General features: G+C 61.2%; 24 protein-coding genes. 6 read left to right on the top strand and 18 right to left on the bottom strand.

From position 1 onward, the window contains the following. Positions 1 to 161: 161 nt before the first annotated feature. The 9 genes from L0U83_RS24750 to L0U83_RS24710 all read right to left on the bottom strand — a co-directional run bounded on the left by L0U83_RS24750 (position 162) and on the right by L0U83_RS24710 (position 11,307). Positions 162 to 1,025, bottom strand: coding sequence for an ion transporter (locus L0U83_RS24750; RefSeq protein ID WP_233886821.1), 864 nt, complete (start codon positions 1,023 to 1,025; stop codon positions 162 to 164). Positions 1,026 to 1,098: 73 nt separating this feature from the next. Beyond that, the gene (locus L0U83_RS24745) at positions 1,099 to 2,280 is read right to left on the bottom strand and encodes an acetate/propionate family kinase (protein WP_233886820.1); all 1,182 of its coding nucleotides are present in this window, start codon (positions 2,278 to 2,280) and stop codon (positions 1,099 to 1,101) included. Between the two features lie 4 nt (positions 2,281 to 2,284). Continuing rightward, positions 2,285 to 3,220, bottom strand: a complete 936-nt coding sequence (locus L0U83_RS24740; protein ID WP_233886819.1) for a phosphate acetyltransferase — start codon at positions 3,218 to 3,220, stop codon at positions 2,285 to 2,287. 86 nt (positions 3,221 to 3,306) lie between these two features. Further along, a complete protein-coding gene (locus L0U83_RS24735) occupies positions 3,307 to 4,899 on the bottom strand; it encodes an aspartate:alanine exchanger family transporter (RefSeq protein ID WP_233886818.1) in 1,593 nt (530 codons plus the stop codon). 18 nt (positions 4,900 to 4,917) lie between these two features. Then, a complete protein-coding gene (pflA, locus tag L0U83_RS24730) occupies positions 4,918 to 5,772 on the bottom strand; it encodes a pyruvate formate-lyase-activating protein (protein ID WP_233886817.1) in 855 nt (284 codons plus the stop codon). A gap of 11 nt (positions 5,773 to 5,783) precedes the next feature. Next, positions 5,784 to 8,045 (bottom strand): formate C-acetyltransferase, encoded by a 2,262-nt coding sequence (pflB, locus tag L0U83_RS24725; protein WP_444544257.1) that lies wholly within the window; start codon positions 8,043 to 8,045, stop codon positions 5,784 to 5,786. A gap of 720 nt (positions 8,046 to 8,765) precedes the next feature. Then, on the bottom strand, positions 8,766 to 9,077 hold the full coding sequence (locus L0U83_RS24720) for a DUF4148 domain-containing protein (protein ID WP_233886816.1): 312 nt from the start codon (positions 9,075 to 9,077) through the stop codon (positions 8,766 to 8,768). A gap of 388 nt (positions 9,078 to 9,465) precedes the next feature. Beyond that, positions 9,466 to 9,975 carry a transporter suffix domain-containing protein gene (locus L0U83_RS24715; RefSeq protein WP_233886815.1) on the bottom strand — a complete coding sequence of 170 codons (510 nt, stop codon included), beginning with the start codon at positions 9,973 to 9,975 and terminating at the stop codon, positions 9,466 to 9,468. A gap of 180 nt (positions 9,976 to 10,155) precedes the next feature. Beyond that, complete coding sequence (locus L0U83_RS24710; RefSeq protein WP_233886814.1) at positions 10,156 to 11,307, bottom strand: BamA/TamA family outer membrane protein; 1,152 nt, start codon at positions 11,305 to 11,307, stop codon at positions 10,156 to 10,158. Positions 11,308 to 11,642: 335 nt separating this feature from the next. Here L0U83_RS24710 and L0U83_RS24705 point away from each other — a divergent pair, with 335 nt between their 5' ends. Continuing rightward, positions 11,643 to 13,259 (top strand): EAL domain-containing protein, encoded by a 1,617-nt coding sequence (locus L0U83_RS24705; protein ID WP_233886813.1) that lies wholly within the window; start codon positions 11,643 to 11,645, stop codon positions 13,257 to 13,259. A 103-nt stretch (positions 13,260 to 13,362) separates the two neighbouring features. Here L0U83_RS24705 and L0U83_RS24700 read toward each other — a convergent pair whose 3' ends face one another. Both L0U83_RS24700 and L0U83_RS24695 read right to left on the bottom strand, forming a co-directional pair. Next, positions 13,363 to 15,261, bottom strand: a complete 1,899-nt coding sequence (locus tag L0U83_RS24700) for a sensor domain-containing diguanylate cyclase (RefSeq protein ID WP_233886812.1) — start codon at positions 15,259 to 15,261, stop codon at positions 13,363 to 13,365. A 579-nt stretch (positions 15,262 to 15,840) separates the two neighbouring features. Next, on the bottom strand, positions 15,841 to 16,170 hold the full coding sequence (locus L0U83_RS24695; protein WP_233886811.1) for a hypothetical protein: 330 nt from the start codon (positions 16,168 to 16,170) through the stop codon (positions 15,841 to 15,843). A gap of 356 nt (positions 16,171 to 16,526) precedes the next feature. Here L0U83_RS24695 and L0U83_RS24690 point away from each other — a divergent pair, with 356 nt between their 5' ends. Both L0U83_RS24690 and L0U83_RS24685 read left to right on the top strand, forming a co-directional pair. Beyond that, positions 16,527 to 16,964: a carboxymuconolactone decarboxylase family protein gene (locus tag L0U83_RS24690; protein WP_233886810.1), complete on the top strand. Its 438-nt coding sequence runs from the start codon at positions 16,527 to 16,529 to the stop codon at positions 16,962 to 16,964. Between the two features lie 9 nt (positions 16,965 to 16,973). Further along, entirely contained in the window at positions 16,974 to 17,399 is a 426-nt protein-coding gene (locus L0U83_RS24685) for a cupin domain-containing protein (RefSeq protein WP_373321106.1), read from the top strand. Positions 17,400 to 17,444: 45 nt separating this feature from the next. Here L0U83_RS24685 and L0U83_RS24680 read toward each other — a convergent pair whose 3' ends face one another. Continuing rightward, entirely contained in the window at positions 17,445 to 18,329 is an 885-nt protein-coding gene (locus L0U83_RS24680) for a LysR family transcriptional regulator (protein WP_267939502.1), read from the bottom strand. A gap of 219 nt (positions 18,330 to 18,548) precedes the next feature. Here L0U83_RS24680 and L0U83_RS24675 point away from each other — a divergent pair, with 219 nt between their 5' ends. After that, positions 18,549 to 19,091: a 2,4'-dihydroxyacetophenone dioxygenase family protein gene (locus tag L0U83_RS24675; protein WP_233886809.1), complete on the top strand. Its 543-nt coding sequence runs from the start codon at positions 18,549 to 18,551 to the stop codon at positions 19,089 to 19,091. A gap of 42 nt (positions 19,092 to 19,133) precedes the next feature. Then, positions 19,134 to 19,952 carry an alpha/beta fold hydrolase gene (locus L0U83_RS24670; RefSeq protein ID WP_233886808.1) on the top strand — a complete coding sequence of 273 codons (819 nt, stop codon included), beginning with the start codon at positions 19,134 to 19,136 and terminating at the stop codon, positions 19,950 to 19,952. Here L0U83_RS24670 and L0U83_RS40565 read toward each other — a convergent pair. After that, complete coding sequence (locus L0U83_RS40565; protein WP_267939501.1) at positions 19,926 to 20,057, bottom strand: hypothetical protein; 132 nt, start codon at positions 20,055 to 20,057, stop codon at positions 19,926 to 19,928. The genes L0U83_RS24670 and L0U83_RS40565 overlap by 27 nt on opposite strands. Before the next feature lie 162 nt (positions 20,058 to 20,219). Here L0U83_RS40565 and L0U83_RS24665 point away from each other — a divergent pair, with 162 nt between their 5' ends. Beyond that, on the top strand, positions 20,220 to 20,663 hold the full coding sequence (locus tag L0U83_RS24665; RefSeq protein WP_233886807.1) for a VOC family protein: 444 nt from the start codon (positions 20,220 to 20,222) through the stop codon (positions 20,661 to 20,663). Positions 20,664 to 20,799: 136 nt separating this feature from the next. Here the strand turns inward: L0U83_RS24665 and L0U83_RS24660 are convergent, their stop codons facing one another. The 5 genes from L0U83_RS24660 to L0U83_RS24640 form a co-directional block, all read right to left on the bottom strand. Beyond that, a complete protein-coding gene (locus L0U83_RS24660) occupies positions 20,800 to 21,519 on the bottom strand; it encodes an SDR family oxidoreductase (protein ID WP_233886806.1) in 720 nt (239 codons plus the stop codon). A 31-nt stretch (positions 21,520 to 21,550) separates the two neighbouring features. Further along, positions 21,551 to 22,486: an AEC family transporter gene (locus L0U83_RS24655; protein ID WP_233886805.1), complete on the bottom strand. Its 936-nt coding sequence runs from the start codon at positions 22,484 to 22,486 to the stop codon at positions 21,551 to 21,553. Positions 22,487 to 22,557: 71 nt separating this feature from the next. Then, positions 22,558 to 23,427: an alpha/beta fold hydrolase gene (locus L0U83_RS24650; RefSeq protein WP_233886804.1), complete on the bottom strand. Its 870-nt coding sequence runs from the start codon at positions 23,425 to 23,427 to the stop codon at positions 22,558 to 22,560. A gap of 14 nt (positions 23,428 to 23,441) precedes the next feature. Next, a complete protein-coding gene (locus L0U83_RS24645) occupies positions 23,442 to 23,777 on the bottom strand; it encodes a DUF4148 domain-containing protein (RefSeq protein WP_233886803.1) in 336 nt (111 codons plus the stop codon). A gap of 204 nt (positions 23,778 to 23,981) precedes the next feature. After that, positions 23,982 to 24,980: a LysR family transcriptional regulator gene (locus L0U83_RS24640; protein WP_233886802.1), complete on the bottom strand. Its 999-nt coding sequence runs from the start codon at positions 24,978 to 24,980 to the stop codon at positions 23,982 to 23,984. Positions 24,981 to 25,103 lie beyond the last annotated feature (123 nt).

Here is a 25,103-nt window from a genome sequence, read left to right as displayed (position 1 = left end):
CAAATGCGGTTTCAGTGAATGCGTCAGTGAGTCGCCGATTGAGTAAAACGAAGGACGAACGAGCCCCCGGCACCATCGAGGCAACAGAGGCGTGGTCGAACGCGGCTACGATCACAACGAAGAATGGCTGGTCGTGAGGCTCCTCGCGGTCCGCGACCCCACTATTGATCATCAATAGAGCCAAGCGGTTCGCCACAGTGCCTGCAATACGCCGCATCCGGGTCGTGACCTTCGGTATGGCATCGTGAACAGGTGCGCGAAGGCCGCTGCGATTGCCGCATCGACGTCGCCGCTTCGGCACCCACCATCGCCGCGGGGAAGGCGATGACGCCGTACCCGAGCAGGATGGCCAGCGACGTGACGAATTGCCCGAGCGGCGTCTTCGGATGGATGTCACCGTAGCCTGTGGTGGTCATCGTGACCACCGCCCAGTACATGCTGACCGGGATGCTGGTGAACCCGTTCGATGGTCCCTCGACAAGATACATGACCGTGCCGAGCACCACGATCAGAATCAGCACGACACCAAGGAATACCATGATCCTGTGCCGGCTCCTGACGAGTCCGCGCCAGAGAACCTGGGACTCGTTGAAGTAGAGAGGCAACTTCACGATCCGGAAGATGCGCAGCAAACGCAACAACCTGACATCGACCAGGACATGGAAGCCCGGCAGAAGCACACCCAGATAGGTTGGCAGGATCGATACGAAGTCGATGATGCCGAAGAAGCTAAACGCGTAACGCAACGGACGCTCTACGCACAGGAGCCGGACGACGTATTCGGCGGTGAACAGCAGCGTAAAGAACCACTCAAGAATATTGAGCACCAGCAGCTCGCGGGCACGAACGGCCTCGACGCTGTCCAGCATGACGACGGCGACGCTGAGTATGATCGCCGACAGCATCGCGGCATTGAAGCGGCGTGCGGCATCCGTCTCGGCGTCGACTACGATGGCATACACGCGCCGTCGCCAGCCGTGATCGGGTCTGCCAAAGTCGCGTTTAAGCGGGCGAACGACGTTCATGTCGGGATCCGTCAGGACTGTTGTCTCCGGCCACGGTCTGGCTGAACCCGGCAGCCACGTTCGACGGCTAGCGCTAGTTTCGTGCGGCAACGGCCCGCGTGTGGCGCGCGATCATCAATTCCTCGTTGGTCGGAATGACCCATGCGCTCGCCGCGCTGGAGGGGCGACTGATGCGCGGGCCGCCGCTTGCGTTGGCGGCATCGTCGAGTTCGAATCCGAGCCACGCCGAGCGCTGCATCACACGCTCACGGATCGGTAAGGCATGCTCACCAATCCCTCCGGTGAAGACGAGCGCATCAATTCCGCCCATTGCGGCCGCGAGCGATCCGAGTTCTCGCGCGATGCGGTACGTGTAGAGCTCGACGGCGAAGTCCGCGTGAGGATCAGCGCTTGCCAGCAGTTCGCGCATGTCGCTCGACACGCCGGAGACCCCCAGCAAACCCGAGCGCCGATAGATGAGATCCTCGATTGACCGCGCATCCATCTTCAGCGCGTCGATCAGATACAGCAGGATGCCAGGATCGAGATTGCCGCAGCGTGTGCCCATCGGCAGCCCGTCGACGGCGGTGAATCCCATCGTGCTCGCTACGCTCTGAGCGTCGACCATCGCGCACATGCTCGCGCCATTGCCCAGGTGCGCCACCACCGTCCGACCTGACGCAGCACGTGCGTCGAACTGCGGCAACACGCTTGCAATGTACTCGTACGAAAGGCCGTGAAACCCGTAGCGCCGGACGCCGCGCGATGTGATATCGGCCGGCAGCGCATACGCCTGGGCCACTTCAGGCTGTCTGCGGTGGAAAGCCGTGTCGAAGCAGGCTACCTGCACGACGTCGGGGCGCCGTCGCGCGACGATCTCGATCGCCTTCAGGTTATGGGGCTGATGCAGCGGCGCAAGCGGTATCAAGTTCTCGAGCTGTTTGATTACCGTTGGCGTGACGAGCACGGGAGCGTCGAACTCCTGACCGCCATGCACGACACGATGCCCCACAGCCACAAGTTTGTGCCCTCCGCGATGCTCGATGAGGAACTCGCCTATCGCGGCTATCGCGCCTTCATGCCCGACCTCTTGACCATCGCTCCATTCCTTTTTTGTGATGTGCCCCGTGTCGTCGGTCGCCGTCAGGCGCGGTGTCGTATTGAGCCCTTCGACCTGCCCATGCAGCAACGCACGCCCGGACTCGCCGCTTGCATCGAACGCGCAGAACTTGACGCTAGACGAGCCAGCGTTCAGAACAAGGACGACATCCGCCATGGCCTCACCCCATTATCTTGGCGTTCTCACGTCGCGCGCGCGCGACGAGCACGGCAACCGCGCACGACGCGAGGCGGCTCAGGACCGAATCTGCGCGGCTGGTAAGAATGATTGGAACGCGCGCGCCGAGAACGATGCCGGCAGCGTCCGCCCCTGCTAGAAACGACAGGCTCTTGGCCAGCATATTGCCTGCTTCGAGGTCCGGCACCACCAGCACGTTGGCGCGCCCCGCCACTGGCGAGTCAATCTGCTTGACGGTCGCGGCCTGGATATCGATTGCATTGTCGAGCGCAAGCGGCCCGTCCACCAGCGCGCCCGTGATCTGGCGCCGGTCCACCATCTTGCAGATGGCTGCGGCTTCGATCGTCGACGGCACCTTCGGATTGATCGTCTCCATTGCCGAGAGTATCGCTACCCGGACTTCGTCGACCATCAACGCGTGCGCGAGATCGATGGCGTTTTGCACGATATGAACCTTGTCCTCGAGCGTGGGCGCGATATTGATCGCCGCGTCCGTAATGATCAGCGCCTGTTCGTGGCCGGGCACGTCCATCACGAAGCAGTGGCTGATTCGCCGCGCGGTACGCATCCCCGCTTCGCGCTTCACGACGGCCGCCATCAACTCGTCGGTGTGGAGGCTACCCTTCATGAGCGCCTCTGCGCGGCCCTCGCGCACGAGCCCTACTGCAGCCTCCGCCGCCGCTTCACTGAACGGCGCCTCGACCACCTCGAAGCCGTCGATCACAATGCCGTGCTCTGCTGCCACCGCCTCGATACGCGCGCGGGGACCCACGAGAATCGGCGCAATGAGGCCCATCCCTGCCGCCTCGATCGCACCGCCAAGCGAACTGGCATCGCACGGATGCGCGACGGCAACCGGCAGCGGCGGCAATGCCTTGCAGTACTCCAACAATCGTTCGTACCTGGCGTGTGCTTCCATAGCTGGCTCCTGCGAAACTGGATCGTGTCAATCAACCTTCTGTTGCGAGCGTTTATGTTTCAGGGCGTACCCGTCGCGACGTGCGGTCACCCTCCAAAAAACGCTGGCACGACGTTGACCACAAGTATCTTGATGATCGTCATGCCAGGAAAGATCATTGCGTAGCCAATATCGGGCGCGTCCGTTGGCGCGAGCTTGTTTGCGTAGGCGAGAATCGCGGGATTGCCACATGCGCCGGCGACAATCCCCGCAACCTCGTCGTACGGCATCTTGAAGACGAACAGACCGAGGATAAGAATCGGCACAACGAGTGTCAGCAGCACGATCGCACCGAGGCCCAGCATCGTCAGCCCCGTTTGCGACACCGTCGCGGCGAACTTCGGTCCTGAAGTCATGCCAACCTGCGCAAGAAACAACGTGAGACCAAGGTTGCGCAACACGATGTTGGCGGACAAGGGAATTGTCCAGTTAAGCGGCCCGGTCCTCCGGTAATTGCCGAGCACGAGCGCTGCGATCAGTACACCTGAAAGCCCGAGGGAGACCTTGCCCATGCCGGGAAGCGGAATGACGATAGCGCCCAGCAAAAAGCCGATCGCCATACCCAGTCCAATTGAGATATAGCTGAATTCGGCGGTCGCCTTGATCGAGTCGCCGAAGAACTGGCGCACCGGTTTGAAGTCGTCGCGATGGGCGAGCAGCCCGACCCGATCGCCCGACTCGAGCACGAGGTCGGGACCTGGCAGCAGATCGGCATCGCCGCGGCGGACGTGAGCCACGATCGACGCCCGCGTAGTGGGTATTGTGATTTCGCCCAGCGCGTGGCCAACAACTGTCGCGCGAGACGCAAAAACACGGATGTAGTCGAGATCCCGCCGGTCCTTGGCAAAACGTCCCGGATCGGGCTCGCCGACCGCAAGCCCCGCCTGATCGAGCATCTCCTTGTTCGGCCCAACCATGAGCAGTACGTCGTCTTCCGCGAGCACCGCTTCGGGTGACACCGGTTCGTTATGATGTGCCCGTCTGAGTGCGACGATCCGCACGCTCGCCGGAAGTGTGGCGGAGAGTTCGCTGACTGTCTTTCCGGCAAACTCCGAGTCGTGCAACGTAATCTCGCGCACCTCCATCCTGCCACCGGCGTTGGACTGGATCTTCGGTTTCAGCGCCATGAACACGATGTACAGGCACAAGATGGGACCAGCCACACCAAACGGATAAGCCACCGAATAGCCAACCGCGGGATCGTCGCTGGAAAGTCTAGCAATGGCCGCCTGCAGGGTCGGCGTGCTCGTGCCCGAACCGGCGAACAGGCCCAGAGCGTGGCCGATGCTGAGTTCGTGCGTCCTCATGAAAAGCAGGCTCACCGCGCCCGAAAGCAACACGCCAATCAAGGCCATGAGGTTAGCCTTTCGGCCGTTCGAACTCTTGAGGCCGAGAAAGAACTGCTTGCCGTATTGCACACCCACTGCGTAGAGAAAAAGCGCGAGACCCAACGTGCCGACCATCGGTGCAGGCGCGGATTTGGGCGCGAACCATCCCACGGCGAGCGCGACGAACAGCACCGCGCCCACGCCGAGCGAAAAACCCTTGATGTTGATTTCCCCGATCAAATAGCCGATCGCGATAGTAAGGAACAGCGCCATGAGCGGCTGCTGTTCAAGCAGAGATTTGATGACATCCATATGGTCTCCCCTGCGCAGTTAAAACACCGTCAAACCACGACTTCGGAACTGCTCTCGCACACGCTCCGATAGCTCAGCGTCGGGTGGCTCGACGTTCTCCAACTGGTAGGGAAGTCCCAGTTTGTGCCACTTGTCCCGGCCCATTTGATGAAAGCGCAGGATCTCGACCCGCTCGACGGTTTTCAGGCCGCCCACGAAATCCGCCAGTTTCTCCACGTTCCCATAGTCATCAGACAGGCCCGGCACCAGCACGAAGCGGATCCACATCGGCCTGCCGAGTTCCGAGAGGCGCCGGGCGTAGTCCAGAGTCGGCTGCAACGCGTTATGCGTGATCGTCTTGTAGATTTCAGGGTCGCCCGACTTGATGTCGAGCAGATTCAGGTCGATGTAACCCAGATCCTCGTCGGTCATCATCTCGCCCAGGCGTCCCGATGTGTCGATGCAGGTGTGAAGTCCGAGTTGCTTGCAGCCCCGGAAGATCTCCATCGTGAACTCGCGCTGCACCATGGGCTCGCCACCTGAGAGGGTCACTCCGCCACGGCTGATCTTGAGTACCTGAGCGTATTTTGCAATCTCGCGCAGCGCGCGGGCCACCGTTACCGGGTGGCCGTTGTGCTTGTGCCAGGTGTCCGGGTTGTGGCAGTACTGGCAACGAAGGAGGCAACCGGTCAGGAATGCGACAAAGCGTATCCCCGGCCCGTCGACCGTACTGCCAACCTCCCACGAGTGAACGTAGCCAACGACGTCTTCGTTCTCAGCAATCTTTCCGAGATCATCGGCATAGACCGCGTAGTAGTCGGATACCTTGTTCTCCGCTGCGCCTTCATGCGTGACGCGATACTCGTAGCGGCTACCACTGAGCGATTGACTCATGGCGACATCCCTCAGAGTGCACCGTGGAATGTCCGGTTGATGACATCGAGTTGCTGCTCCTTCGTGAGCTTGATGAAGTTGACGGCGTACCCGGAAACGCGAATCGTCAATTGCGGATACTTCTCGGGATGCTCCATCGCGTCCTGCAGCGTCTCGCGGTTAAGAACGTTGATGTTGACGTGGAAGCCACCGCTTGAGAAATAGGCATCCAGTGCACCAACGCCGCGTGTGATGCGTTCCTCCTCCGTGCCGAGCGCCGATGGCACGACAGAAAGCGTAAGCGAAATGCCGTCCTCCGCGTCGTCGTAGGGAATCTTGGCCACGGACATCAGGGCGGCCAGTGCGCCGTGCGTGTCACGGCCGTTCGACGGGTTCGCACCAGGAGCGAAGGGCTCCCCTTTCTTGCGCCCATCCGGCGTGCTTCCGGTGCCTTTTCCGTACACGACATTCGACGTGATGGTCAGAACAGATTGCGTATGCACCGAGTTGCGGTAGCTTGGATACAGGCGGATCTTGGACATCATCATCGAGACCAGCATCTTCGCGATCTCGTCGACCCGATCGTCGTTATTGCCGAAGCACGGGAATTCACCTTCCACGTTGAAATCGACGATGATTCCGCGCTCATCCCTCACGGGTTTCACTTTTGCGTACTTGATTGCGGAAAGACTGTCGGCTGCATGCGACAGCCCGGCAATTCCGCACGCGAGTGTGCGCAGGATATCCCGGTCGTGCAACGCCATCTCGATCGATTCGTAGCAGTACTTGTCGTGCATGTAATGAATGACGTTGAGCGCATTCACATACACCTTGGCCAGCCAATCCATCATGGGATCGAGGCGGCTCATCACGTCGTCGAATTCGAGCACATCGGCAGTAACCGGTGCGAGCTTCGGCCCGACCTGCTCGCCAGTGAGCTCATCGCGGCCTCCGTTCAACGCATAGAGCAGCGTCTTGGGCAGATTCACCCGCGCGCCGAAGAACTGCATCTGCTTGCCGATCCGCATTGCCGACACGCAACATGCAATCGCGCAGTCGTCTCCCCATTTCGGGCGCATCAGATCGTCGGACTCGTACTGAATCGAACTCGTATCGACCGACGTTTTCACCGCGAAACGCTTGAATCCTTCCGGCAGCCGTGGCGACCAGAATACGGTGATATTCGGTTCGGGCGCGGGCCCAAGGTTGTACAGCGTATTCAGGACGCGGAAGGCGGTCTTCGTCACAAGCGTTCGGCCATCCTCCCCCATCCCCCCTTCGACTTCCGTGACCCAGACAGGGTCGCCGGAGAAGAGCTGGTTGTACTCCGGCGCACGCAGAAAGCGCACGATGCGCCATTTGATCACGAGATCGTCAATGATCTCCTGTGCCTGCGATTCGTCGAGCGTCCCCTCGCGCAGATCGCGTTCGAAGTAGATATCCCAAAACGTAGAAAGACGACCCGCCGACATGGCGGCGCCGTTTTGCTGCTTGACCGCAGCGAGGTAGGCGAAATAGGTCCACTGCACCGCCTCGCGAGCATTGGCTGCCGGGGTGGAAATGTCATAACCATAGTTCTTCGCCATCTCCTTCAGCTCTTTGAGCGACCGGATCTGTTCAGCCAACTCCTCGCGCAGGCGAATGACGTCTTCGCTGGAATGGCGTTCGTCGAGTTCCTGCCGTTCCCGGTGCTTGTCGGCGATCAGGAAATCGACGCCGTAGAGCGCCACCCGGCGGTAATCGCCCACGATCCGCCCTCTGCCGTATGCGTCGGGCAAGCCGGTGACGACATGCGACGCACGGGCGCGACGGATCTCAGGGGTATAGGCATCGAAGACACCGTCGTTATGCGTCTTGCGATACTTCGTGAAGATGTCGACCAGCTTCGGATCGGGCTCGTAACCGTACGACTTGAGACTGGCTTCGACGACCCGCCATCCGCCAAACGGCATGATTGCGCGCTTGAGAGGCGCGTCCGTCTGCAGGCCGACGATTAGTTCGTTTTCCTTGTCGATATAACCGGGGCCGTGCGCGAGAATGCCGGACGGCTCCTGGGACACGTCGAGAATCCCTTTTTCTCGCTCCTGTGCAAGCATCGGTGCGAGTTTCTCCCACATGCCCTTCGTGCGTTCAGTCGGGCCCTGCAGGAATGTGGCGTCCCCCTCGAAGGGCGTGTAGTTGCGCTGAATGAATTCGCGCACATTCACGCGGGATTGCCAGGCGCCCGGTGTGAAGCCGCGCCACGCGCCCTCAGTGTGCATTTGAGCTAAATCGAAGCCGAAGGTGGTATCCATGTGCCGCTCCCGACTGTGGTGCCCAGCGTACACAAGTGCAGTGGCGCGAGGCGATATGCGAAGCCCCGGCCTTTCCCCAGCTAGGTAGAGTCCGGCCGGCACCAGTTTGTCAACGCCCGAGCCAGATGTTCCTCACCCCGGTCGAGGTTGCCCTGCTGCGTGCCGACAAAGCGCAGCACGATTGCAGTGGCAGCACTGCGACATCGTTATAAGCACCGGCACGGCGCTTCGATCGGGTGATGGGATCAATGGAAGCTCGACAGCGAACTACTCGTTGCTCTCTTGACTACTCGCGTGCCCAGGTATGCTCGCAAGAGCACCATCGGGTAAGCGCGTTACGAGGCGCCTCGCTAGCGATACGGCGCTTCTTTTGACTCCCGGTGAAATGAAGCACATGCCGCAGATCCGGTTTTCAGGCAAAGCCCCCGCGTGCGAGCATGATCGAAATACAGCATATACATAGGACCCCGGACCCGGAATAGGACTTTGGTCCAACTGCGGCTGACGAATAGAACGATGGGACGCGCTTGCCATGCAAACGTCACGACAATGCGTGCCGCGAGCCAGCCACACAGGACGCAGCCGGCGCTCTTCGTAGATAACTGGCGAATAGTGGTGACGTTGCTTCAAACGTATGCGGTTCAGAGCGACGCCGTGGACGTTTCCTTACACCGTCGAGAAAGATCATCGACGCCGCTTGCGCCGTGGCTCCGGGGCTTCTTACCCGGGTTGAGGCTGCTGACAGTCCGTCTGGAACCAATGCTCGACCAGGCGCTGCGCCGCGTGTAGATCATCTGGGTAGTTTGGGTCGTCGTTCCATGGTGACGGGTCGTAGCCCGCCTTCCTCAGGGCGGAAAGCTCGCTTTGGCGCTGCTCCTTCGTCGGAGACGGGTTGCTTCGAAGCGCGGCCAGGTCACGGCACTCAGCAGGGCTCAGATGTGGCCCGCTTTGTGGCACACCCGCAGCAACACATCCAGTCAGCAGGAGCGCTAACGCAGCAAGCGTCAGGCAGTTTCTCTGGAGGTTTTCCATAGCGCATCTCCACGCTTTCGATTGGCGCAACGCAAGCGGTGCGATGCCGCCCGTCGCGCGGTACTTCACGTCGCCAATCCCACCTGTGAAAACTGCTGCAAGCCCAACTGTACGCACCTGCATTTTCTCATCACTTTAGTTCATGCAACGCTGCATCTCCAGGCTGTCCACGTCGGGCCGGGCGGCCAGCACAAGCCTCGGACTTCGGGAGAGCCTCGATGAACACCGGGAATGGCGAACGCACGCGACGCTTGTGCGCCATAAACGATGAATCGACAACCATTTCGTCGCGCGCGCCCGAGATGCTCGATCAGGATATCGAAGCGATCCGCGGCAGACTCGGCACAAAGACGTCGGCAAATCCGATCTGCGGATCCCGGGCGCGACGTCATCCGGCCACGCGCGCGGTACGGATGAACAGCGCCCGAAACTTGTTCCAGAAATCGCCGCCGAGCACGAAGAAACTTGCGACCAGCATCAGGTCGCCGAGCAACTGTGCTTCCCACATCTTTGGCCGCAGCCCGGGCCATATCGCATCGATGTAAGGCTCGAGCATGGCCGAGGCCAAGGGCAGGCAGAACATCACAAGGCCGATGGCGTGACGTACCGGCCCAACCGTATCGACCGGGGAGAACCGTTTGAGTCGACGCAACAGGAGAGCCTTTAGCCGCTCGAATCCCGGCTTGCCCATCACCGCGACACAGGCGAGGAGCATGATCTTGTTGGCGACCACAATGCCGCCCGTCAACGTCGTGATGGCGGTGGCGGGGGCGCCCACCACGGCTGCGAGGGGAACGAGCGCCCACGCCGCGTACGCCAGCACGAAGACGCAGATTCCGGCGCGGAAGCGCCAGGTGCCTGGAGGCAGGGCTTTGGCTTGGGTGTCTGGAAGCGTCATGCTTGCCATCCTTGGGTAAGGAGTCCGATCTCAGACAACCGGGAAGTGTTTCCCGAGGTCATCGTCCAGCGGCAACGGTTGAGGACGTTCGCGGGCTCTTGCTCAGACGCGCCGGAGGGCGGCGCGCGATCCTGGTCCGCGCGGGCCGCAAGCCCGATCTCGCGGCGATGGCCATTGGGGTCACCGCCACGCACTGCCGACCTGGATGTAAAACGCATTCTGGTCCTTGCTATGGGCGACATCGATCCCAATGGACACCCCCAGCTTGCGGGCGATGAGGTAACGAAAGCCGGCGCCAACACTGGTGACGTTCTGTGCCTGTGAAAAGCTTGCCAGTCGTCCGTACGCCTTGCCAAGGCCTGTGAAGCCCAGCAGCGACCACCGTGGCGTCACGTCCCAACGCAACTCCGCTTCAGTCGAGATGGCATTGCGGTCCTGGTATCGTCCCTTCTGAACGCCTCGCAGATCGACATACGGTTGCGCATAGAACGGAATGTCCCCTGTCGAGAACCGGGTGTCGACACGCAGGCCGAGAATCAGCGCACGCATGAGCGGAATCCATTTGAAGCCGCGGGCTGCGTAGACGTCGTAGTTCTGGGTCCCGCCGAAGCCGGTTCGGGCAAACTGCGTCTCAAACTCCGCGAAGCTGCCGGAGGCGGGATAGAAGATGTTGTCGCGCGAGTCGTAGTCCAGGATGAGACTCCCCGCCCCGATGCGCTGGTTCCTCTCGAAGTTGGTGATGCTGGCCGGTACGCTGCCGCCTCCGAAGCTGGACGTCGAGTCGAAGAAGACATACCGCACGCCTCCATACCAGCGGCTGTTCCCGAGCCGCACCAGAAACTGCTGAAGCAGCGCATTACCCGTGAGGGTATAGGCCCGAGCCTGACTGGTAAGGCCGAAATAGTCTAGGTGAGCGTCGACCTTTGCAACCGCGCCGAGGTAACGGTAGCGGTCGTTGTCCCATGTGTGAAAGTGGGCGGCAGCTGCAGCCCACGTACCGTTCTGCGTGTACATGCCACCGATCGCCGTCACGTTCGGCGGATTCCGGCTGGGCTGATCCCCCGTCGAATTCGCCGCCGCCTCCGCGATCGGCCCCGAGAAAAAGAGCAGCCCAAGGCCAGCGCCATAGCCCACGGCCGGCTCGGTGATCACGATGGGCACAGGCAGTGCCCCTTTGTGCTTAAGCAGAAAATCGCTCAGGTCGAGTTGCCCGTCGGTCGGGTCGATGAAACTGAGCGGCTCTTTCTCGTCGGCATGCACGCCAACGCAGGCCAATGCGCTTAGCGCAACAATCGCGGAACTCACATACGCGAACGCCGGACGACCGTGCATCGTCTTTGCCCTCGTGCAATGGCGTGGCGCCACGCCAGAGGCAGCGCACGACCGGCAATACATTAAGGACCGTCCACGACATATTACTGTCCTCGCCCGAAGTGCGCGGTTACCATGAGCCGGCGACGCAACTGCGCGTCGCCAGCCCAGAGTAGAGACGTTCGCAAACCGGCAATACAACCAAGCGACAGCCGATGGACACGGATATGGCGTTGTAAACAGAGTGCGGGGCGCTATTCTTTACTGGGAGTTCTGTTTCGCAGGCATCTGACGCGTGCCGCCCGCACGCTTGCCAAGCCCGTTCGTTCCCAAACATTCCACGACTGGGGCACGGAATGATCAAGCGCATCACGCTGATTTCGGCTTCGATTGCTCTTGGGTGTCTCGCGACCATCGGGCCGGTGCTCACCAGCCTCTATATCGCGAACAAAGACGTTGAAAGTCGGGACCGGGCGGACATTCAGGAGTTCGCCGACAAGGCCATCTTGCGCGCGGACCTCGTCACGTACCAGGCCTTCGCCGCTCTCTCCGATCTCGACCGGCAACCGGGTACGCCCTGCTCGCCGTCGAACCTCGAACAGGCCGCGCGGGTCATTTACAACTACCGGTACGTCCAGGATGCCGGGGCCTACGCGGAAGGCAAGTACCTCTGCTCGCCGCTGCTCGGTGACGTACGCTCCAAAGACCTCACGCTACCGCCGCCCGACTATCGCAGCAATGACGGGTTTCTCGTATGGTTCCGGCAGCAAAGTCCGCTCAGCGACGTGCGCAAGGACCTCCAGATCGGCCGCGACGGCAACTATGTTTCGATGGATCCCGGGGCCTACGTTGACCTGATCGATCCGGCCAGACGTCCCATTGCAGCGATCCAGACCACGACGGGAACCGTCTTTGCCGTATCCGCGGGCGCGGACCCGAACGACATGCTCAACGCCTGGAAGCACAATGGCAACGTCAAGAGTGACGAGTGGAATTACGCGGTCGCCGTCTCTTCGACAAGGCCGCTCGCCGTGGTCGTGAAGTCACCACGCAGCAGCGTTGTGGGTGACTGGCCGAAGCTCCTCGCGGCGTGGCTTTCGATCGGCGTCATCGCGGGGACGCTGCTCGGCTGGCTGGCATACAGGCGTGTCACGCGGCAGCTATCGTTTACCTCGACACTCGAATGGGCCATTACGCGTCACAAGCTCGATGTCGTCTTTCAGCCCATCGTTCGTCTCGCGGATAACGAATGTGCCGGCGTGGAGGCGCTGGTGCGGTGGAATCTGCACGGACGCAATATCTCGCCCGAAGTGTTCGTACGGGTTGCCGAGGAAAACCATCTCATCCAGCCCTTGACGGATCTCGTGCTCGCGAAGACCATCGCGCAGCTCGGCCAGCTGCTGAACGCAAACCCTTCGTTCTATGTCTCGATCAACGTCAGCAGCGAGGATCTGTGCACCCTCCGCTTCCTGAACCTGCTCACGAAGTCGCTCACGGGAACTGGCATCGCGCCCGGGCAGATGAGAATTGAGGCAACGGAGCGCAGTTTCATGAACGCCGATTCGACGCGTAGCGTGATTGCGGCATTCCGGGCAGCCGGCCATCCGATCTATATCGACGACTTTGGGACCGGCTACTCGAGCCTTTCCTATCTGCAAAGCTTTGAGATCGATGTGCTTAAGATCGACAAGTCGTTTGTCGACACGATTGCGCAGGACACGGCGTCGAGTGTCGTCGCGCCTCACATCATCGCAATGGCGCACGAACTGGGCCTGGAAATCGTCGCGGAGGGCGTCGAGTCGGAGTTTCAGGCGAAGTGGCTGCTCAAGAAAGGCGTGCACTATGCACAAGGCTGGTATTACGCGAAGGCGATGTCTGCGGGCGACCTTGCTAAATGGCTTGGCAAGAACCGCGCATCGCGCAGTGCGAACCGCATTGCCGGCAATATCGCCACCGATAGCGTTGATAGCTGACCAACAGCCAATGTCGCCCGTCGACCCGCTGCCCGAAGCAAAGCAGCGCTCACAAGAAAAGTGCCGTTGATCGGTTGAGTTGAGCGCACGCCATGCCAGGGCTTCATGCATCCGCCGAGGCAGTTACAGCGGCATTGCAGTCCTCGCCGCCGTCCTGCGCTCCCCCTGTCCCGTCGTCACGCACGGCCATCTCGACGCGGTTGCGTCCCGACTGTTTGGCCCGGTACAACGCGGCGTCGGCTCGCTTCACGGCTTCGTGCAGGCCGGCTTCCCCGGGAAGGTACATGGCCCCACCGATGCTCAGGGTGATATGCACGACCTGTCCGTCTTCGAGCACAACTGGCGTACTCTGGACCGCCACGCGAATGCGCTCCGCCACGCTACGCGCCTGTTGCGCGTCAGCGCCGGGAAGGATCGCGGCAAACTCCTCGCCACCCACGCGCGCCGGCAGGTCTTGATCGCGCAACGACGCCTTGAACAGCCGCGCGACGACCGCAAGTACCTGGTCGCCTGCGGCGTGCCCCCACGTGTCGTTGACGCGCTTGAAATGGTCGAGGTCCAGACCGAGTACGGCAACCTGCGATTGATGGCGCTGCGCCAACGCCACGGCCTGCGAGGCCACGTGCTCGAAGTGCCGGCGGTTCGCCAGCCCCGTCAATGGATCGAAGTCTGCCTCCGAGCGCAACTGGCTGATCTGCCGGTACTGCGCGTCGACGTCGACCAGAGTGACCAGCAAAAGGTCACCGGTGTCGACTGCCGACTCACCCAGACGGGTGCACCGCACGAGCATGTGCACCGCACCGCTTCGTGCGAGCATCGCGAACGGTTCGGTCCGCTCCCCGTCCCGCACGGCCGCCCAGTCGGCGGGACTCGCAAAGAGTTGCTCGATGGGTTCCCCGGTGCCGGCCAGTGCGCCAAACACGGCTTTCAGTGCCTCGTTGCCCAGCCTGATCTTCCCTGTGCGGTTATCGACCAGAGCCATGGCACTCGGCGTGTGCTCAACGAGGGTCGATACCACGCGGGCGGACTCCGCAATCTTCACGTTCAGGCTCTTTTCGCGGCGCAGCAACACCAGACCCGCCACGAGCAGCGCGCTTTGGATCAGCGTGGCCGTCGTATCGAAAGACACATCCCTCCACCACGACGCGCGGTAGACGCTGGTTGCGACACTCAGATCGAGTCTCCACGGCTCTCCTGTGCGAGTCAGGTTGATGGTGCGCGATGTTCCCAGGCGGTCAATCCCGTCCACGGGCGAGCGTAGATACCAGGAACCTGGCGTAGGTCCCTCGCGCTCGAAGCGTTTCAGACTGTATGCCTGACCGAACGTCAGCGTCGACAGGGACGGATAGCGAGCGACAACCTGATCGTCGGCATTACGCAGCAGAGCGACCGTGCCCATTGGCAGCGTCGCCCCCTGCAGAATGTTCTGGCGTTGCGGGACAGCGATCACGATGCAGGCGTCCACTCTCCCGGCCTTGTCGAGGTGAGGCTGTGCCAGCATGATGCCGTAATCCTGCCCGAAGGGAGCCAGCCAGGTTTGCCCCCTGGATAAGCTTGCGCACCCCTGTTGCCGGATCCCGGCTAGCCAGGGGACATAGATGCCGCCGAGCGGCTCTGAAGCTGCACGCAGGTGCCCTGCCGGATCGAGCACCGCGATAGCCATGCTGCCCAGCAGGGGCTGATGACGCGCAGCGATGCTCTGGAGTGTTTCTTCATTGGCGCGGCCGCTGTCCAGCGCATTGCTGACAGCAAGGCTGATAACGTCCATTGTCTTGAAGCGATCCTCGATGCGTCCCGCCAGGACCGAAATGGCGCCGTTGAGTCGCTGCGCGTTCTCTTTATTAATGGCGTTGAACGACGACCAGTCCTCTGCGGCGATGATCAGTGTGTTGAGGACAACCAGCAGCACCAGAATGGGCTGGACGATACCAAACCAGGAGCGGGAAGACTTCGACTGATGCGGTCTGACCTTCGGGGGGCTGCGACGGAAGAATGTTCTCATGGCCATTTGACCTGATGCTGCGTGACCCGAAAGCTGATGCAATACGGATTTGCTCTGAAGATTTGACGACGATGCACCAGGATTTGCGTGTTTAGTGCGACCCCGGCGCGCAATTCGTACTTTCTTCCTATTAAGTTGACATATCAACTATACGTCTCGATGTAAGCTGGCTGTATGCGTCAGGGCGTCGCCAGCCCCCGCTTAATTCGCAAATGTGGTCATCGAAATCGACAGAAACCATGACCGGAGCAGTCGTCCGGCCCGATCGAAACTGCACGAGTTAAGCAGACACTCGCGACAACCTGGCGCACACGAAAACCTTATGTGCATCGACATATAGTTGCCATATCCACTTTAACGTATGTAATCGGAACGGCCGACGGCGTCCTGGATGCTATGTAAGACGGAAGGTCGGTGGGGGCGGATCGATATCGATGCCCCACCCGCGCAGCGGCGGAATAGGTAGACGCGTAACACTGACCCGGTAAGGATATCGAGTCGTCTTTGCTCGGGTATGCACTCGTACAGCGCTGAGCTACCCGCGTGCGCACAAACCGCGCCGCGGGTTGCAAGTCTGCGTCACTTGTTGTGGTTCGTCGGTGCGTCGTGAATTGCGTCGAGCGGCTTATGCTGCTCGTCGCCAAGTCCAGGAAAGAACGCATTCCACACTGCGCGTACGCCTACGGCTGCCGTCGCTGCCGCATCGATCGTCTCGACATCGGCAGACTTTGCCGGATCTGAACTCAGGCCGCGCCAGTGCGTGAAGACGAGTGGCGGCTTTTCGGTCCATTCGCCAGCGGAAAAATTCGCAAATGCCGTATCCCCGCTCACAAGCTGGACTTCATACCATCCGTCCCGAACCGGCGCGTACCGATCCAACGGAAACCATCTGGTCGATTGAATTTGCATGAGTTTCTCTCCAATCCCAAAGATCGTCGCAACCCAATCCGCATTCCTCGTGCCCGAGCTTTGGGCCCTTCGTTGCTCGCAAAGTGACTTCCGGGCGGAACGTCCGCCCGCCGCCAATGGCGTTTCGTGGCGTGGCACGCCTCAGACCGTTAGTCGCAATTCTTATCAACATGGTGCGTGGCACGCTCAGTCAAGCGAAGCCCCCATCATTGGCACACAACGACCAGAATCCAACGAGACCGGCCGATACGATGGGTTCGCGTCAGTGTCTTGCCACAATCCAAACTCCGAAGGCGCCTGCGGGCATTGCCGTTCAGCGTCCCCGCGCAGCGTTCGGCTCACTCGATGGAGCTGTCATGCAACCCCGTCTGGACTTCTATCAGGCCAATCCACAAGCCATCAAGGCGCTGCTCGCGCTGGAAGAGCGTATTGGAAAGAGTGCGCTCGAAAAGCCGCTGATCGAGCTCGTGCGCCTGCGTGCCTCGCAGATCAACGGCTGTGCCTATTGCGTCGACATGCATACGAGCGACGCGCGCAAGCACGGCGAAACCGACCGCCGGCTGGCAACGCTGGTGACATGGAGAGAGGTGCCGTTTTTCACGCCGCGCGAGCGCGCGGCGCTGGAATGGGTCGAGGCGGTCACGCTCGTTGCGCAGAGCCACGTGCCGGATGCCGCATGGGAATGCGTCAAGCCACATTTCAACGACGCCGAACTGGTCGATCTCACCTTGCTACTTTGCGCAATCAATAGCTGGAACCGCTTTGCTATTGCATTCCGCAAAACGCCAACCTGAGGAGCCGCGATGAAAATTGATCAGTACGCAGTCCTGCATTGCGTACTCGCCGCCGCTGCGTTGTACCTCGCGAGCATGCAGGTCGCCAGGGCGCAGGCGTCTGGTGAGGAAGCCATCAAACCGGTGATGCAACAAGCGATTCCGGAATTAGCCGGCAAAAACGTCGACATCGCCACCGTGACATTCGCCCCGGGTCAGGCTTCCGCACCACACATGCATCCGGGTTCCATTTTCGCGTACGTGACTGTCGGGCACGTCGTGTCGCAACTCGAAGGCTCGCCCGCGAGGACGTATGGTCCCGGCGAAGCCTGGTACGAGCCGCCTGGCGCACACCATCTCGTCTCGAGGAACGCGAGCGAAACAGAGCCCGCGCAGATCGTCGTGTTCGCGCTCGCAGGCCCCCACGACCCGATCAAGACGCCGATTCCACGTTAGCGCGATAGGTGGATGAATCGTTGAGTTCGCAAAGTCACGACGACCTCATCCCGTGGCGAGTTCGTCTGCCAGAAACTGGATGAGTGCTGTCACGCGCCGGGCTGGCGACTCGGCCGGATAGACAGCATACAAATCGACGTGCTCCGCAACGTACTCCTCCAGCGCCGTCTCCAGCGTATTCGAAGCCAGTTCCGTTCGAATGTCCCAGCGGTTCTTGATGATGACGCCAACACCCTCCAACGCCCACTCGCGGAGCACGCCACCGTCGCTGGCCTGGCGATCACCTGAAACTTTGACGTTGTGCGGCTTGCCTGCCATGCGAAACGGCCATATCGCGAGCGGCGCACCCGGCCGCGCAAGAATCAGGCAGTTGTGGCTCGTCAGGTCGTCGGGATCGGCGGGCTTGCCATGCGTGCGCCAATAGTGCGGCGAGGCACACACGAGCCGCTCGCCGCGCACCAGGAGCCGCGCGTGCAAACCGGAGTCCACGAGCGGACCATTCCTCAGAGCCAGATCGATATGCTCATCAATCAGATCGACCGTGCTATCGCTCAGCAGCAGGCTCATATGAACGCCGGGATGAAGCGCCTGAAACCGGTCCAGCAGCGATCGCAGTTGAGCGCGCCCGAAATCGTTCGTTGCCGTCACCCGTATTGGCCCGCTCAACGGACCATCCTCTCTCGACCCCGTAACCGCCGCGTCCCAATCTGCAACGATACGACGAGCGTTTTCCAGCAACAGCAAGCCTTCGTGCGTGAATACAAGGCGGCGGGTAGAACGCGTGATCAGCGTCGTGCCCAGCTCGTCTTCGAGTTGCCTGACTGCAAGCGTCACGGACGACGGTGCGATTGCGCGCTGTCGTGCCACAGCGGAAAAACTGCCCATCTCGGCCACTTCGATCAGCGTGCGCAGCGCGTCGATCCTGTCCATCTTTTGAAGAACTCGTAAAGTGATTTGGAATCCGGATGGCTAATCAAGGGTTCGGCACATCAGTATAGTCGGCGACGTAAATTCGGAAACCCACAGAGGATTGAAGATGAAAACGTTAGTGATCGTCGCACATCCCGACATCGAAAACTCGCGCCAGTGGAAACCGTTCGAGCGCGCGAGGTGCAACAGAACATCGTTTGAACTAACCAGGACATCATCATGAGCGAAGCAATAACACGGCAACCCGACGAATTGGCGATTCCTTATCAGCATCCGCAGCCCGCCGACATGTCGGCAGACCTCGTTCACGCTGGCGTGCTCGACCAGTGGCTGCAAGACGACAAGCTGTGGGTGCCCACGACGAAGACCGTGTCGTTCAAGCCGCTGCTCCTCAATGCGAGCCAGGGCTACTACGTCAATCTACTGCGCGTGCGCCAGTCCGGTGTGCTCTCGCGCCATCGTCACACCGGTCCGGTGCATGCCATGGTCTTGCGCGGTCGTTGGTATTACCTCGAACACGACTGGGTCGCTGAACAAGGCTCGTATGCTCACGAACCGGCAGGCGAAACGCATACGCTGTTCGTGCCCGAAGGCGTCGACGAGATGATCACGTGGTTTCACGTGACGGGTGGCTACACCTACGTCGATCCTCAAGGCAACGCAACAGGCTACGAGGACGTATTCACAAAGATCGAAGCAGCCCGCAAGCACTACGAAACGATTGGGCTCGGCGCCGACTACGTAAAACGCTTTATCCGTTGAGACATGCCGGCGCCGCTATGGCGCCATCGAGAGGTCCTCATCATGCAACGAAAGACTGTAGAAGTGGACGGCGTCGCCACCAGTTATCTGTGTGCCGGCGACCGTGGCCCAGTTGTACTCATGCTCCATGGCACCTACTGGAGCCGGGTTTGGCAACCCGTCATCGATGATCTCGCGGCGGCGGGTTTGCGCCCCATCGCCGTCGATCTTCCGGGCTTCGGCCGCTCCGCCGGTGAATTGTCGGTTGCTACCGCCTCCATTCCCGCGCTCGCGGACTGGGTGGTGCGGTTCGCACACGCGCTCGGCATAAGCGGACCGGTCGGCGTTGCCGGCCATGACATCGGCGGCGGCATTGCACAACAGGTGCTCGTCGACGGCAAGCTCGAAGTCAGCCGCCTCGCGCTCATGAACGCGGTGATGTTCGATTCATGGCCTGTCCCCGGGGTCGCACGATTTCGCGACCCCGAAGTCGCCGCTGCCACGACGCCCGCAGATGTGCTCGCAGCGAGACGCAAGTCCGTGATCACAGCGCTCGCACGCCCCGCCTCTGAGGCAGAAATTGCCGATTATCTCGACCCGTGGACCGAGCCTCGCGTGACGCGCTCGTGGCTTGCGCTGGCGGGCGCGGCATACAGCCATTACACGATGGATCTTGTTCCGGCGTTGCGCGCGTCCAGCGTGCCGAATCTGCTCATTTGGGGCGAAGACGACACGTTCCAGCTAATCGAGCACGCCGAGCGCTTCATGACTGAGATACCGCACACCTCGCTCGTGCGCATCCCCGCGGCCGGTCATATTCCGACCGAAAACGATCCGGGAACGATCGCTCGCGCGTTAATCGACTTTTTCGCGCAACCCTGAAATGTGAACCTGTTGAGCCAGCGGCCCACAACGTGTGCCGCTGGTCTCTTTCTTGAACTCGATGTCACTGGCGGCAACACGTTCGACGCTGTCGAACGATTTCATCAGCCGGATCGAACGGCAATCGCGCGCCGCATGCCCACCATAACGTCAGTGAGACGCGGTCAACAACCGCGTAGTGCACGCGACCCACGCAGGTCTTGCGCACTGCCTCATCCCCAATCGAATTTCTCTCCCGCTTTACAAAGAACACGAGGAGCCTGGCTTATGGGTACCGCACAATCGCAGCAGTCAACGGCTGCGCACGCATTGCGTCTGAACAATATCGCGCTCGCCGTTGCGAATCTCGATACCATGGTTGCCTGGTACGTCGAAGTGCTCGGCCTCGTCGTCGCGGCAAAGGGGCACTTCGATTCCGTGGGCGCGGACTACGTGATGCTCGACGGTATGGGCTTCCGGCTCGAACTCGTCTCGCGAATTGGCACGCCCAAGGTCGCTGCGAAGCGCACACCGCCACCTGAACACCTGGACGAAACAGGTTGGAAAGCGCTGGTGCTGGAGAGTGCTGATCTGGCGGCTATGACCGCCACACTCGCCAGGCATGACGTGGAAATCGTCTGGGCCCAGGTACAACTGACGCCCGACATTTCGTCAACGATGATCCGTGATCCCGAAGGAAACCTCGTTCACATCCTGGGCCAAATGGAATAGCAACGAAGCGCGGCCCCATGGCGATAAACGCGAAAACCTCCTGGGAGGCATCCGCGTCCAGATTACTTCATCGCAGTCCGAAGCTCATACGTGGCGACATCGCCCTCCTCCACTGAAGCCGCCACGTCGTTCTCGTTCAAATCATCGACTTCCCGATGGATGCGCCGCCGTCGACGAAGAGCGTCTGCCCCGTTATGAATCCCGCGTCCTCGCCCAGCAGGAACGCGATGGACGCCGCCAACTCTTCGGGACGACCCAACCGCTTCATCGGAACGATCGAGAGGAAGCGGCGCTCCGCTTCGCTGCCCGCCGGTGTATTCGCGCGGAACATCTCAGTTTCGGTTGGCCCAGGCGCGACCGCGTTGACGGTGATGCCCGTATCGGCCAGTTCGAGCGCCCACGTTCGGGTCAGGCTGATCATCGCGGCTTTTGCGGCGGCGTACGTCGAACGTTGCGCCACGCCAAGCACGACGAGACTGGAGAGATTGACGATACGGCCCCAGCCGCGTTTGCGCATGCCAGGCAACAATGTCTGAACCGTTTGCACGGCGGGGGCCAGATTGTCGCGCATCGCGCTGTCGAGATCAGCGAGATCGATCGAACCAAGCGGAGAAAGCTCGACGAACCCGACGTTGTTGACGACACCGTCGAACTTGAAGCGTGCATCGAGATCGGACAGCACTGCTTGCGTCCCTTCACGGTCGGTCAAGTCGACGGACACAAGTCTCCCAGGAAAAGTCGTGTCACCGGAGTCGCGCGCGAGGCCAACGACGTCGTGGCCGTCGCGCGCGAGACGCTCGCTCAGCGCACGCCCAATACCCTTGCTTGCGCCAGTAATCAAGAAAGTCCGTTTCATTTTAAATGGTAATCCTTAGTAAAGTGATTGATCATCCGCGCAGCGAACCAAGCAAGACGATCGTGCCCGCGAGTGTCAGGGCTGACATCACGCTCGACACGACAAGCGTTGTGCCCGCCGAGGTGTCCTTTACCCCGTAAGACAGGCCAAACAGGATACTGAACGAACCGCACGGGATCGCCGACAGAAGAATGGCCTGGCCGGCGAGCGGCTGAGGAAGCGCCAGCAGCCAGACAAGTGCAAGAGCCAGCAGGGGTTGCACGACGTTGCTGAGCAAAACGCCAACCCATACCTGCGCGTCGAGCCGGAACGGTTGTGCAGCTAGAATCAGTCCCGTCGAGAAAAGGGCGAGTCCGGCAGTCGTGCTGCCGATGATCCCCAGCGACTGCGTAAGGAGTGCGGGCAGCGTGCAACCGGACAACGACATCAGCATGCCGGCTATCGGCGCGATTACGACGGGTTTGACAAAGGTATTGCGCAGCGCCTTGCAGAGCAGCGCTTGTCCGTCGCGATGCTGCGCCCGTTCGAGCAGGATGAGCGCAGCAGGCGACATGACGACCGCTCCCATCGTGACCGCAATGGCGACGGTGAGATCGGCGCCTTCTCCATACACCGCGCGAAGCAAGGGCAACCCGACGGAGGCGAAATTCGGCATGCCGATCGTGACCGCTTTTACGGCCGCTTGCGCGAGATCCGAACGAAAGACGTATCGCGAAAGCAGAAGCGAGATCGCATACGGCACGATCATCACGATCGTCAGAACGACGATGAGCGCCAGATGCGCACTCAGGCTCGCGCGCTGCATCCGCGCGGTATAGATGAAGAGCGCAAAGGGCAACGCGTAATGCACCAGCATCGTGTTGATGGCTGCGAGCGGCATGGGCGTCGTGCTCAGCCGCCCGGCGAGATAACCGGCGCCCATCGAAAAGAGAAAAGGCACCAGGGCGAAGGCAATTTCGTGGCTCATGGCGATATCCGGAAGATGCGCGAGGCTTCAGGCGTGACGGCGCGATGACCGTCTGCGCCTGGATGCCACGCTTAGCCCTTCCAGCCCTCCAGGAAGTCGAGCAGAAGTGCGTTGACCCGCTCGGGTTGCTCCTCGTGCGGCAGATGCCCCGCGCGCTCGATGGCGTGGGTGCGCACATCGGTTGCCATGCCCTTCCAGACGGCTTCCATGTCGAACATCTTGCCGACCGCATAGAATTCGGCGCCCCACAGCGCCAGTGTCGGGACTCCGATGGGAATGTCAGCATCCACCTTGTCCTGTGCGACGTCCTCCGCGTTCGCCCGATAGTCGGCCATCGCGCCGCGCACCGCTCCCGGGGCTTCGTAAGCGCGCACGTAGGCCTCGAATGCGTCCCCGCTGATCGCATTCGGGTCGTAGCACCAGTCGGAAAAGAAGTGGCGCAGCCACGCGCGCTCGTTGCCGGCTACCAGCGTTTCGGGCAGATCCGGCACCTGGTGGAACAGAAAGAACCAGTATGCGCGGGCGATCCGGGCGTCCAGTTGCTCCGCCACGACCCGCGTGGGCACGTTGTCCATGACCACGAGCCGATCCAGCCGGTTCGCATGGTCCTTGGCGAAGCGCGTCGCCACACGGGATCCGCGATCGTGGCTCACGAGCGCCGCGCGCTCGATACCCAGATGGTCCAGCAGCGCGCGCACGTCATTCGCCATCGTGCGCTTGTCGTAGCCGCTGGCTGGCTTGTCGGTTTCGCCATATCCGCGCAGATCGGGCGCAATCACGCGATACTTCTGCGCGAGCGCCGGAATTTGATGGCGCCATGCGTGATGCGTTTCCGGAAAGCCGTGCAACAGCACCACGGGCGGCCCATCCCCTGCCTCCACAAAGTGCTGCCGGATGCCATTCGCCCTGACCGTGTGATGAACGAGATCGATCGTTTGCATGATCCGCGTCTCCCTCACTGGCCGAAGTAGATCGGCTTGAATCCGGCGACGTCGTCCGCGTCGCGCGTAACCGTGCGTTGCGCGCGCCCGCCCGCCTCGCTGGAACCGGCGGCGACACCACCGTGGTCGCCAAAGGCGCGCGCCGCAGTGGCCGGCTTCGCGCCGCTGTTCGCTGCGGCGAGGATGGCGTCCGGATAATGCGCATCGCCCTGCGCGCCTCGCGCAGCGGCAGACTCGAACGTCACGAGTTGGTCGCGTACGTTTGCACGCGTGACTATTGACTGTGAAAAGGCAACGGCGGGCGCGGCCAGCATGGCCGCGAGCAGACAGGAAAACAAGGTGGGCTTCATGTGATGACTCCAGTATCGGATTGAGAATCCGTCGATGAACGATCGAACGATCATCGGCTGGAATGGAGTCTAGAAATGAAGCCGTCCGGGATTAAGACGGGTCTCGCGATAATCAATTTTGCTGCGCGTGCATGCAATCATGCGGGCGCTCGCGCGCATACGGCAACCGCACCCCGCAGCCCATGACGTGGAGGCCGGATTGCCCTACTTGCGTAGCGGCTGCCGTTTTGTCCGATTGCCCCGCCGTGCGCCGGAAGGGACGGCTTCGACGGCGTGGGCCTCGCAGACTTCCATTGCCTTTGCCAGTGCGGGAGAAAGCGTTGCACGCAGATGTGCGAGCAAGGTGCGCACCTTGGCATCGAGGTAGCGCCGCGAAGGATAGACGGCGTAAACCGTGAAAGGGCGCAAATGGATCTGCGGCAGAACGCGCATGAGCTTGCCACTCGCGAGATCGTCGGCGACCGAATAGGTGGCGAGCGTGCCAATGCCCGCGCCAGCCAGAATCGCCGCGCGCAGCGCCTCTGGCGAGTTTGCCCGGAACGGCGTGCGCGTAATCGTCCAAACGTGTGTGTCGGCGCCCTGTTGCAGATGCCATTCGTCGGGCGGCGCGACAGGGCTTTCGAGTTGCAGCAACGCATGATTGGCCAGATCGGTCAGCTTTCGCGGGTAGCCACGCTGCGCAAGATAGGAAGCCGAAGCGACAGGCACCGCGTAAGCAGCCCCCAATGCTTGCGAGATATAGGCAGAGTCCGGCAGCTGGGTGGCCGAGACGATCGAGAGGTCGTAGCCGTCTTCGACGAGGCTCGGCATGCTCTGCTCAACCTTGAGTTCGACGGAAACATCGGGAAATGCCTGTTGATAGCTCGCAAGCACCTGCGCCACACAGCTGTACGCCAGCCCCGGCGCCGAATGCACCCGAATGCGGCCCGATGGCTTCTGCGTGGCGTTGCGCGCTTCGTCCGTCGCGTTGTCGAGTTCCCCGAGGATCGCCTTGGCCCGCTCGTAGAACCGGGCGCCTACGTCGGTCACGGAAAGGTGGCGCGTCGTGCGATGCAATACGACCGCCTGCAACTCCTCTTCCAGCGACGATACGGCGCGAGAAATCTGCGCAGCAGTGGAGTCGTTCTCTTTTGCAACCGCGGTAAATGATCCGGCCTCGACGACACGAACGAAAACGCGAAGGTGATTCAGAAAGTCGGCCATATTGGAAGACCCTTCGTATTGCACGACTGACAGGCGGCAAGAAAATGGCATATGGTTGCATGCGCAACCACTCTGGCAAATCGGTGCAGCGCAGACAACGAAGCAGAATCAGAGATGACTCTG

It is taken from the genome of Paraburkholderia flagellata (assembly GCF_021390645.1).
In the GTDB taxonomy this organism is placed as follows: Bacteria; Pseudomonadota; Gammaproteobacteria; order Burkholderiales; family Burkholderiaceae; genus Paraburkholderia; species Paraburkholderia flagellata.
The sequence above is the reverse complement of the archived record's forward strand: the minus strand, read 5'-3'. Positions and strand labels throughout refer to the sequence as shown.

Bases quoted from the DNA above. Each gene is read 5' to 3' on its own strand.
- L0U83_RS24715 (WP_233886815.1), bottom strand. From the start codon at position 9,975: ATGACGCTTCCAGACACCCAAGCCAAAGCCCTGCCTCCAGGCACCTGG.
- L0U83_RS24745 (WP_233886820.1), bottom strand. From the start codon at position 2,280: ATGGCGGATGTCGTCCTTGTTCTGAACGCTGGCTCGTCTAGCGTCAAG.
- L0U83_RS24710 (WP_233886814.1), bottom strand. From the start codon at position 11,307: ATGCACGGTCGTCCGGCGTTCGCGTATGTGAGTTCCGCGATTGTTGCG.
- L0U83_RS24645 (WP_233886803.1), bottom strand. From the start codon at position 23,777: ATGAAGCCCACCTTGTTTTCCTGTCTGCTCGCGGCCATGCTGGCCGCG.
- L0U83_RS24685 (WP_373321106.1), top strand. From the start codon at position 16,974: ATGAAAATTGATCAGTACGCAGTCCTGCATTGCGTACTCGCCGCCGCT.
- L0U83_RS24640 (WP_233886802.1), bottom strand. From the start codon at position 24,980: ATGGCCGACTTTCTGAATCACCTTCGCGTTTTCGTTCGTGTCGTCGAG.
- L0U83_RS40565 (WP_267939501.1), bottom strand. From the start codon at position 20,057: ATGAAATCGTTCGACAGCGTCGAACGTGTTGCCGCCAGTGACATCGAG.
- L0U83_RS24700 (WP_233886812.1), bottom strand. From the start codon at position 15,261: ATGAGAACATTCTTCCGTCGCAGCCCCCCGAAGGTCAGACCGCATCAG.
- L0U83_RS24750 (WP_233886821.1), bottom strand. From the start codon at position 1,025: ATGAACGTCGTTCGCCCGCTTAAACGCGACTTTGGCAGACCCGATCAC.
- L0U83_RS24650 (WP_233886804.1), bottom strand. From the start codon at position 23,427: ATGCAAACGATCGATCTCGTTCATCACACGGTCAGGGCGAATGGCATC.
- L0U83_RS24720 (WP_233886816.1), bottom strand. From the start codon at position 9,077: ATGGAAAACCTCCAGAGAAACTGCCTGACGCTTGCTGCGTTAGCGCTC.
- L0U83_RS24735 (WP_233886818.1), bottom strand. From the start codon at position 4,899: ATGGATGTCATCAAATCTCTGCTTGAACAGCAGCCGCTCATGGCGCTG.
- L0U83_RS24695 (WP_233886811.1), bottom strand. From the start codon at position 16,170: ATGCAAATTCAATCGACCAGATGGTTTCCGTTGGATCGGTACGCGCCG.
- pflB (WP_444544257.1), bottom strand. From the start codon at position 8,045: ATGGATACCACCTTCGGCTTCGATTTAGCTCAAATGCACACTGAGGGC.
- L0U83_RS24665 (WP_233886807.1), top strand. From the start codon at position 20,220: ATGGGTACCGCACAATCGCAGCAGTCAACGGCTGCGCACGCATTGCGT.
- L0U83_RS24670 (WP_233886808.1), top strand. From the start codon at position 19,134: ATGCAACGAAAGACTGTAGAAGTGGACGGCGTCGCCACCAGTTATCTG.
- pflA (WP_233886817.1), bottom strand. From the start codon at position 5,772: ATGAGTCAATCGCTCAGTGGTAGCCGCTACGAGTATCGCGTCACGCAT.
- L0U83_RS24740 (WP_233886819.1), bottom strand. From the start codon at position 3,220: ATGGAAGCACACGCCAGGTACGAACGATTGTTGGAGTACTGCAAGGCA.
- L0U83_RS24690 (WP_233886810.1), top strand. From the start codon at position 16,527: ATGCAACCCCGTCTGGACTTCTATCAGGCCAATCCACAAGCCATCAAG.
- L0U83_RS24680 (WP_267939502.1), bottom strand. From the start codon at position 18,329: ATGGACAGGATCGACGCGCTGCGCACGCTGATCGAAGTGGCCGAGATG.
- L0U83_RS24655 (WP_233886805.1), bottom strand. From the start codon at position 22,486: ATGAGCCACGAAATTGCCTTCGCCCTGGTGCCTTTTCTCTTTTCGATG.
- L0U83_RS24675 (WP_233886809.1), top strand. From the start codon at position 18,549: ATGAGCGAAGCAATAACACGGCAACCCGACGAATTGGCGATTCCTTAT.
- L0U83_RS24705 (WP_233886813.1), top strand. From the start codon at position 11,643: ATGATCAAGCGCATCACGCTGATTTCGGCTTCGATTGCTCTTGGGTGT.
- L0U83_RS24660 (WP_233886806.1), bottom strand. From the start codon at position 21,519: ATGAAACGGACTTTCTTGATTACTGGCGCAAGCAAGGGTATTGGGCGT.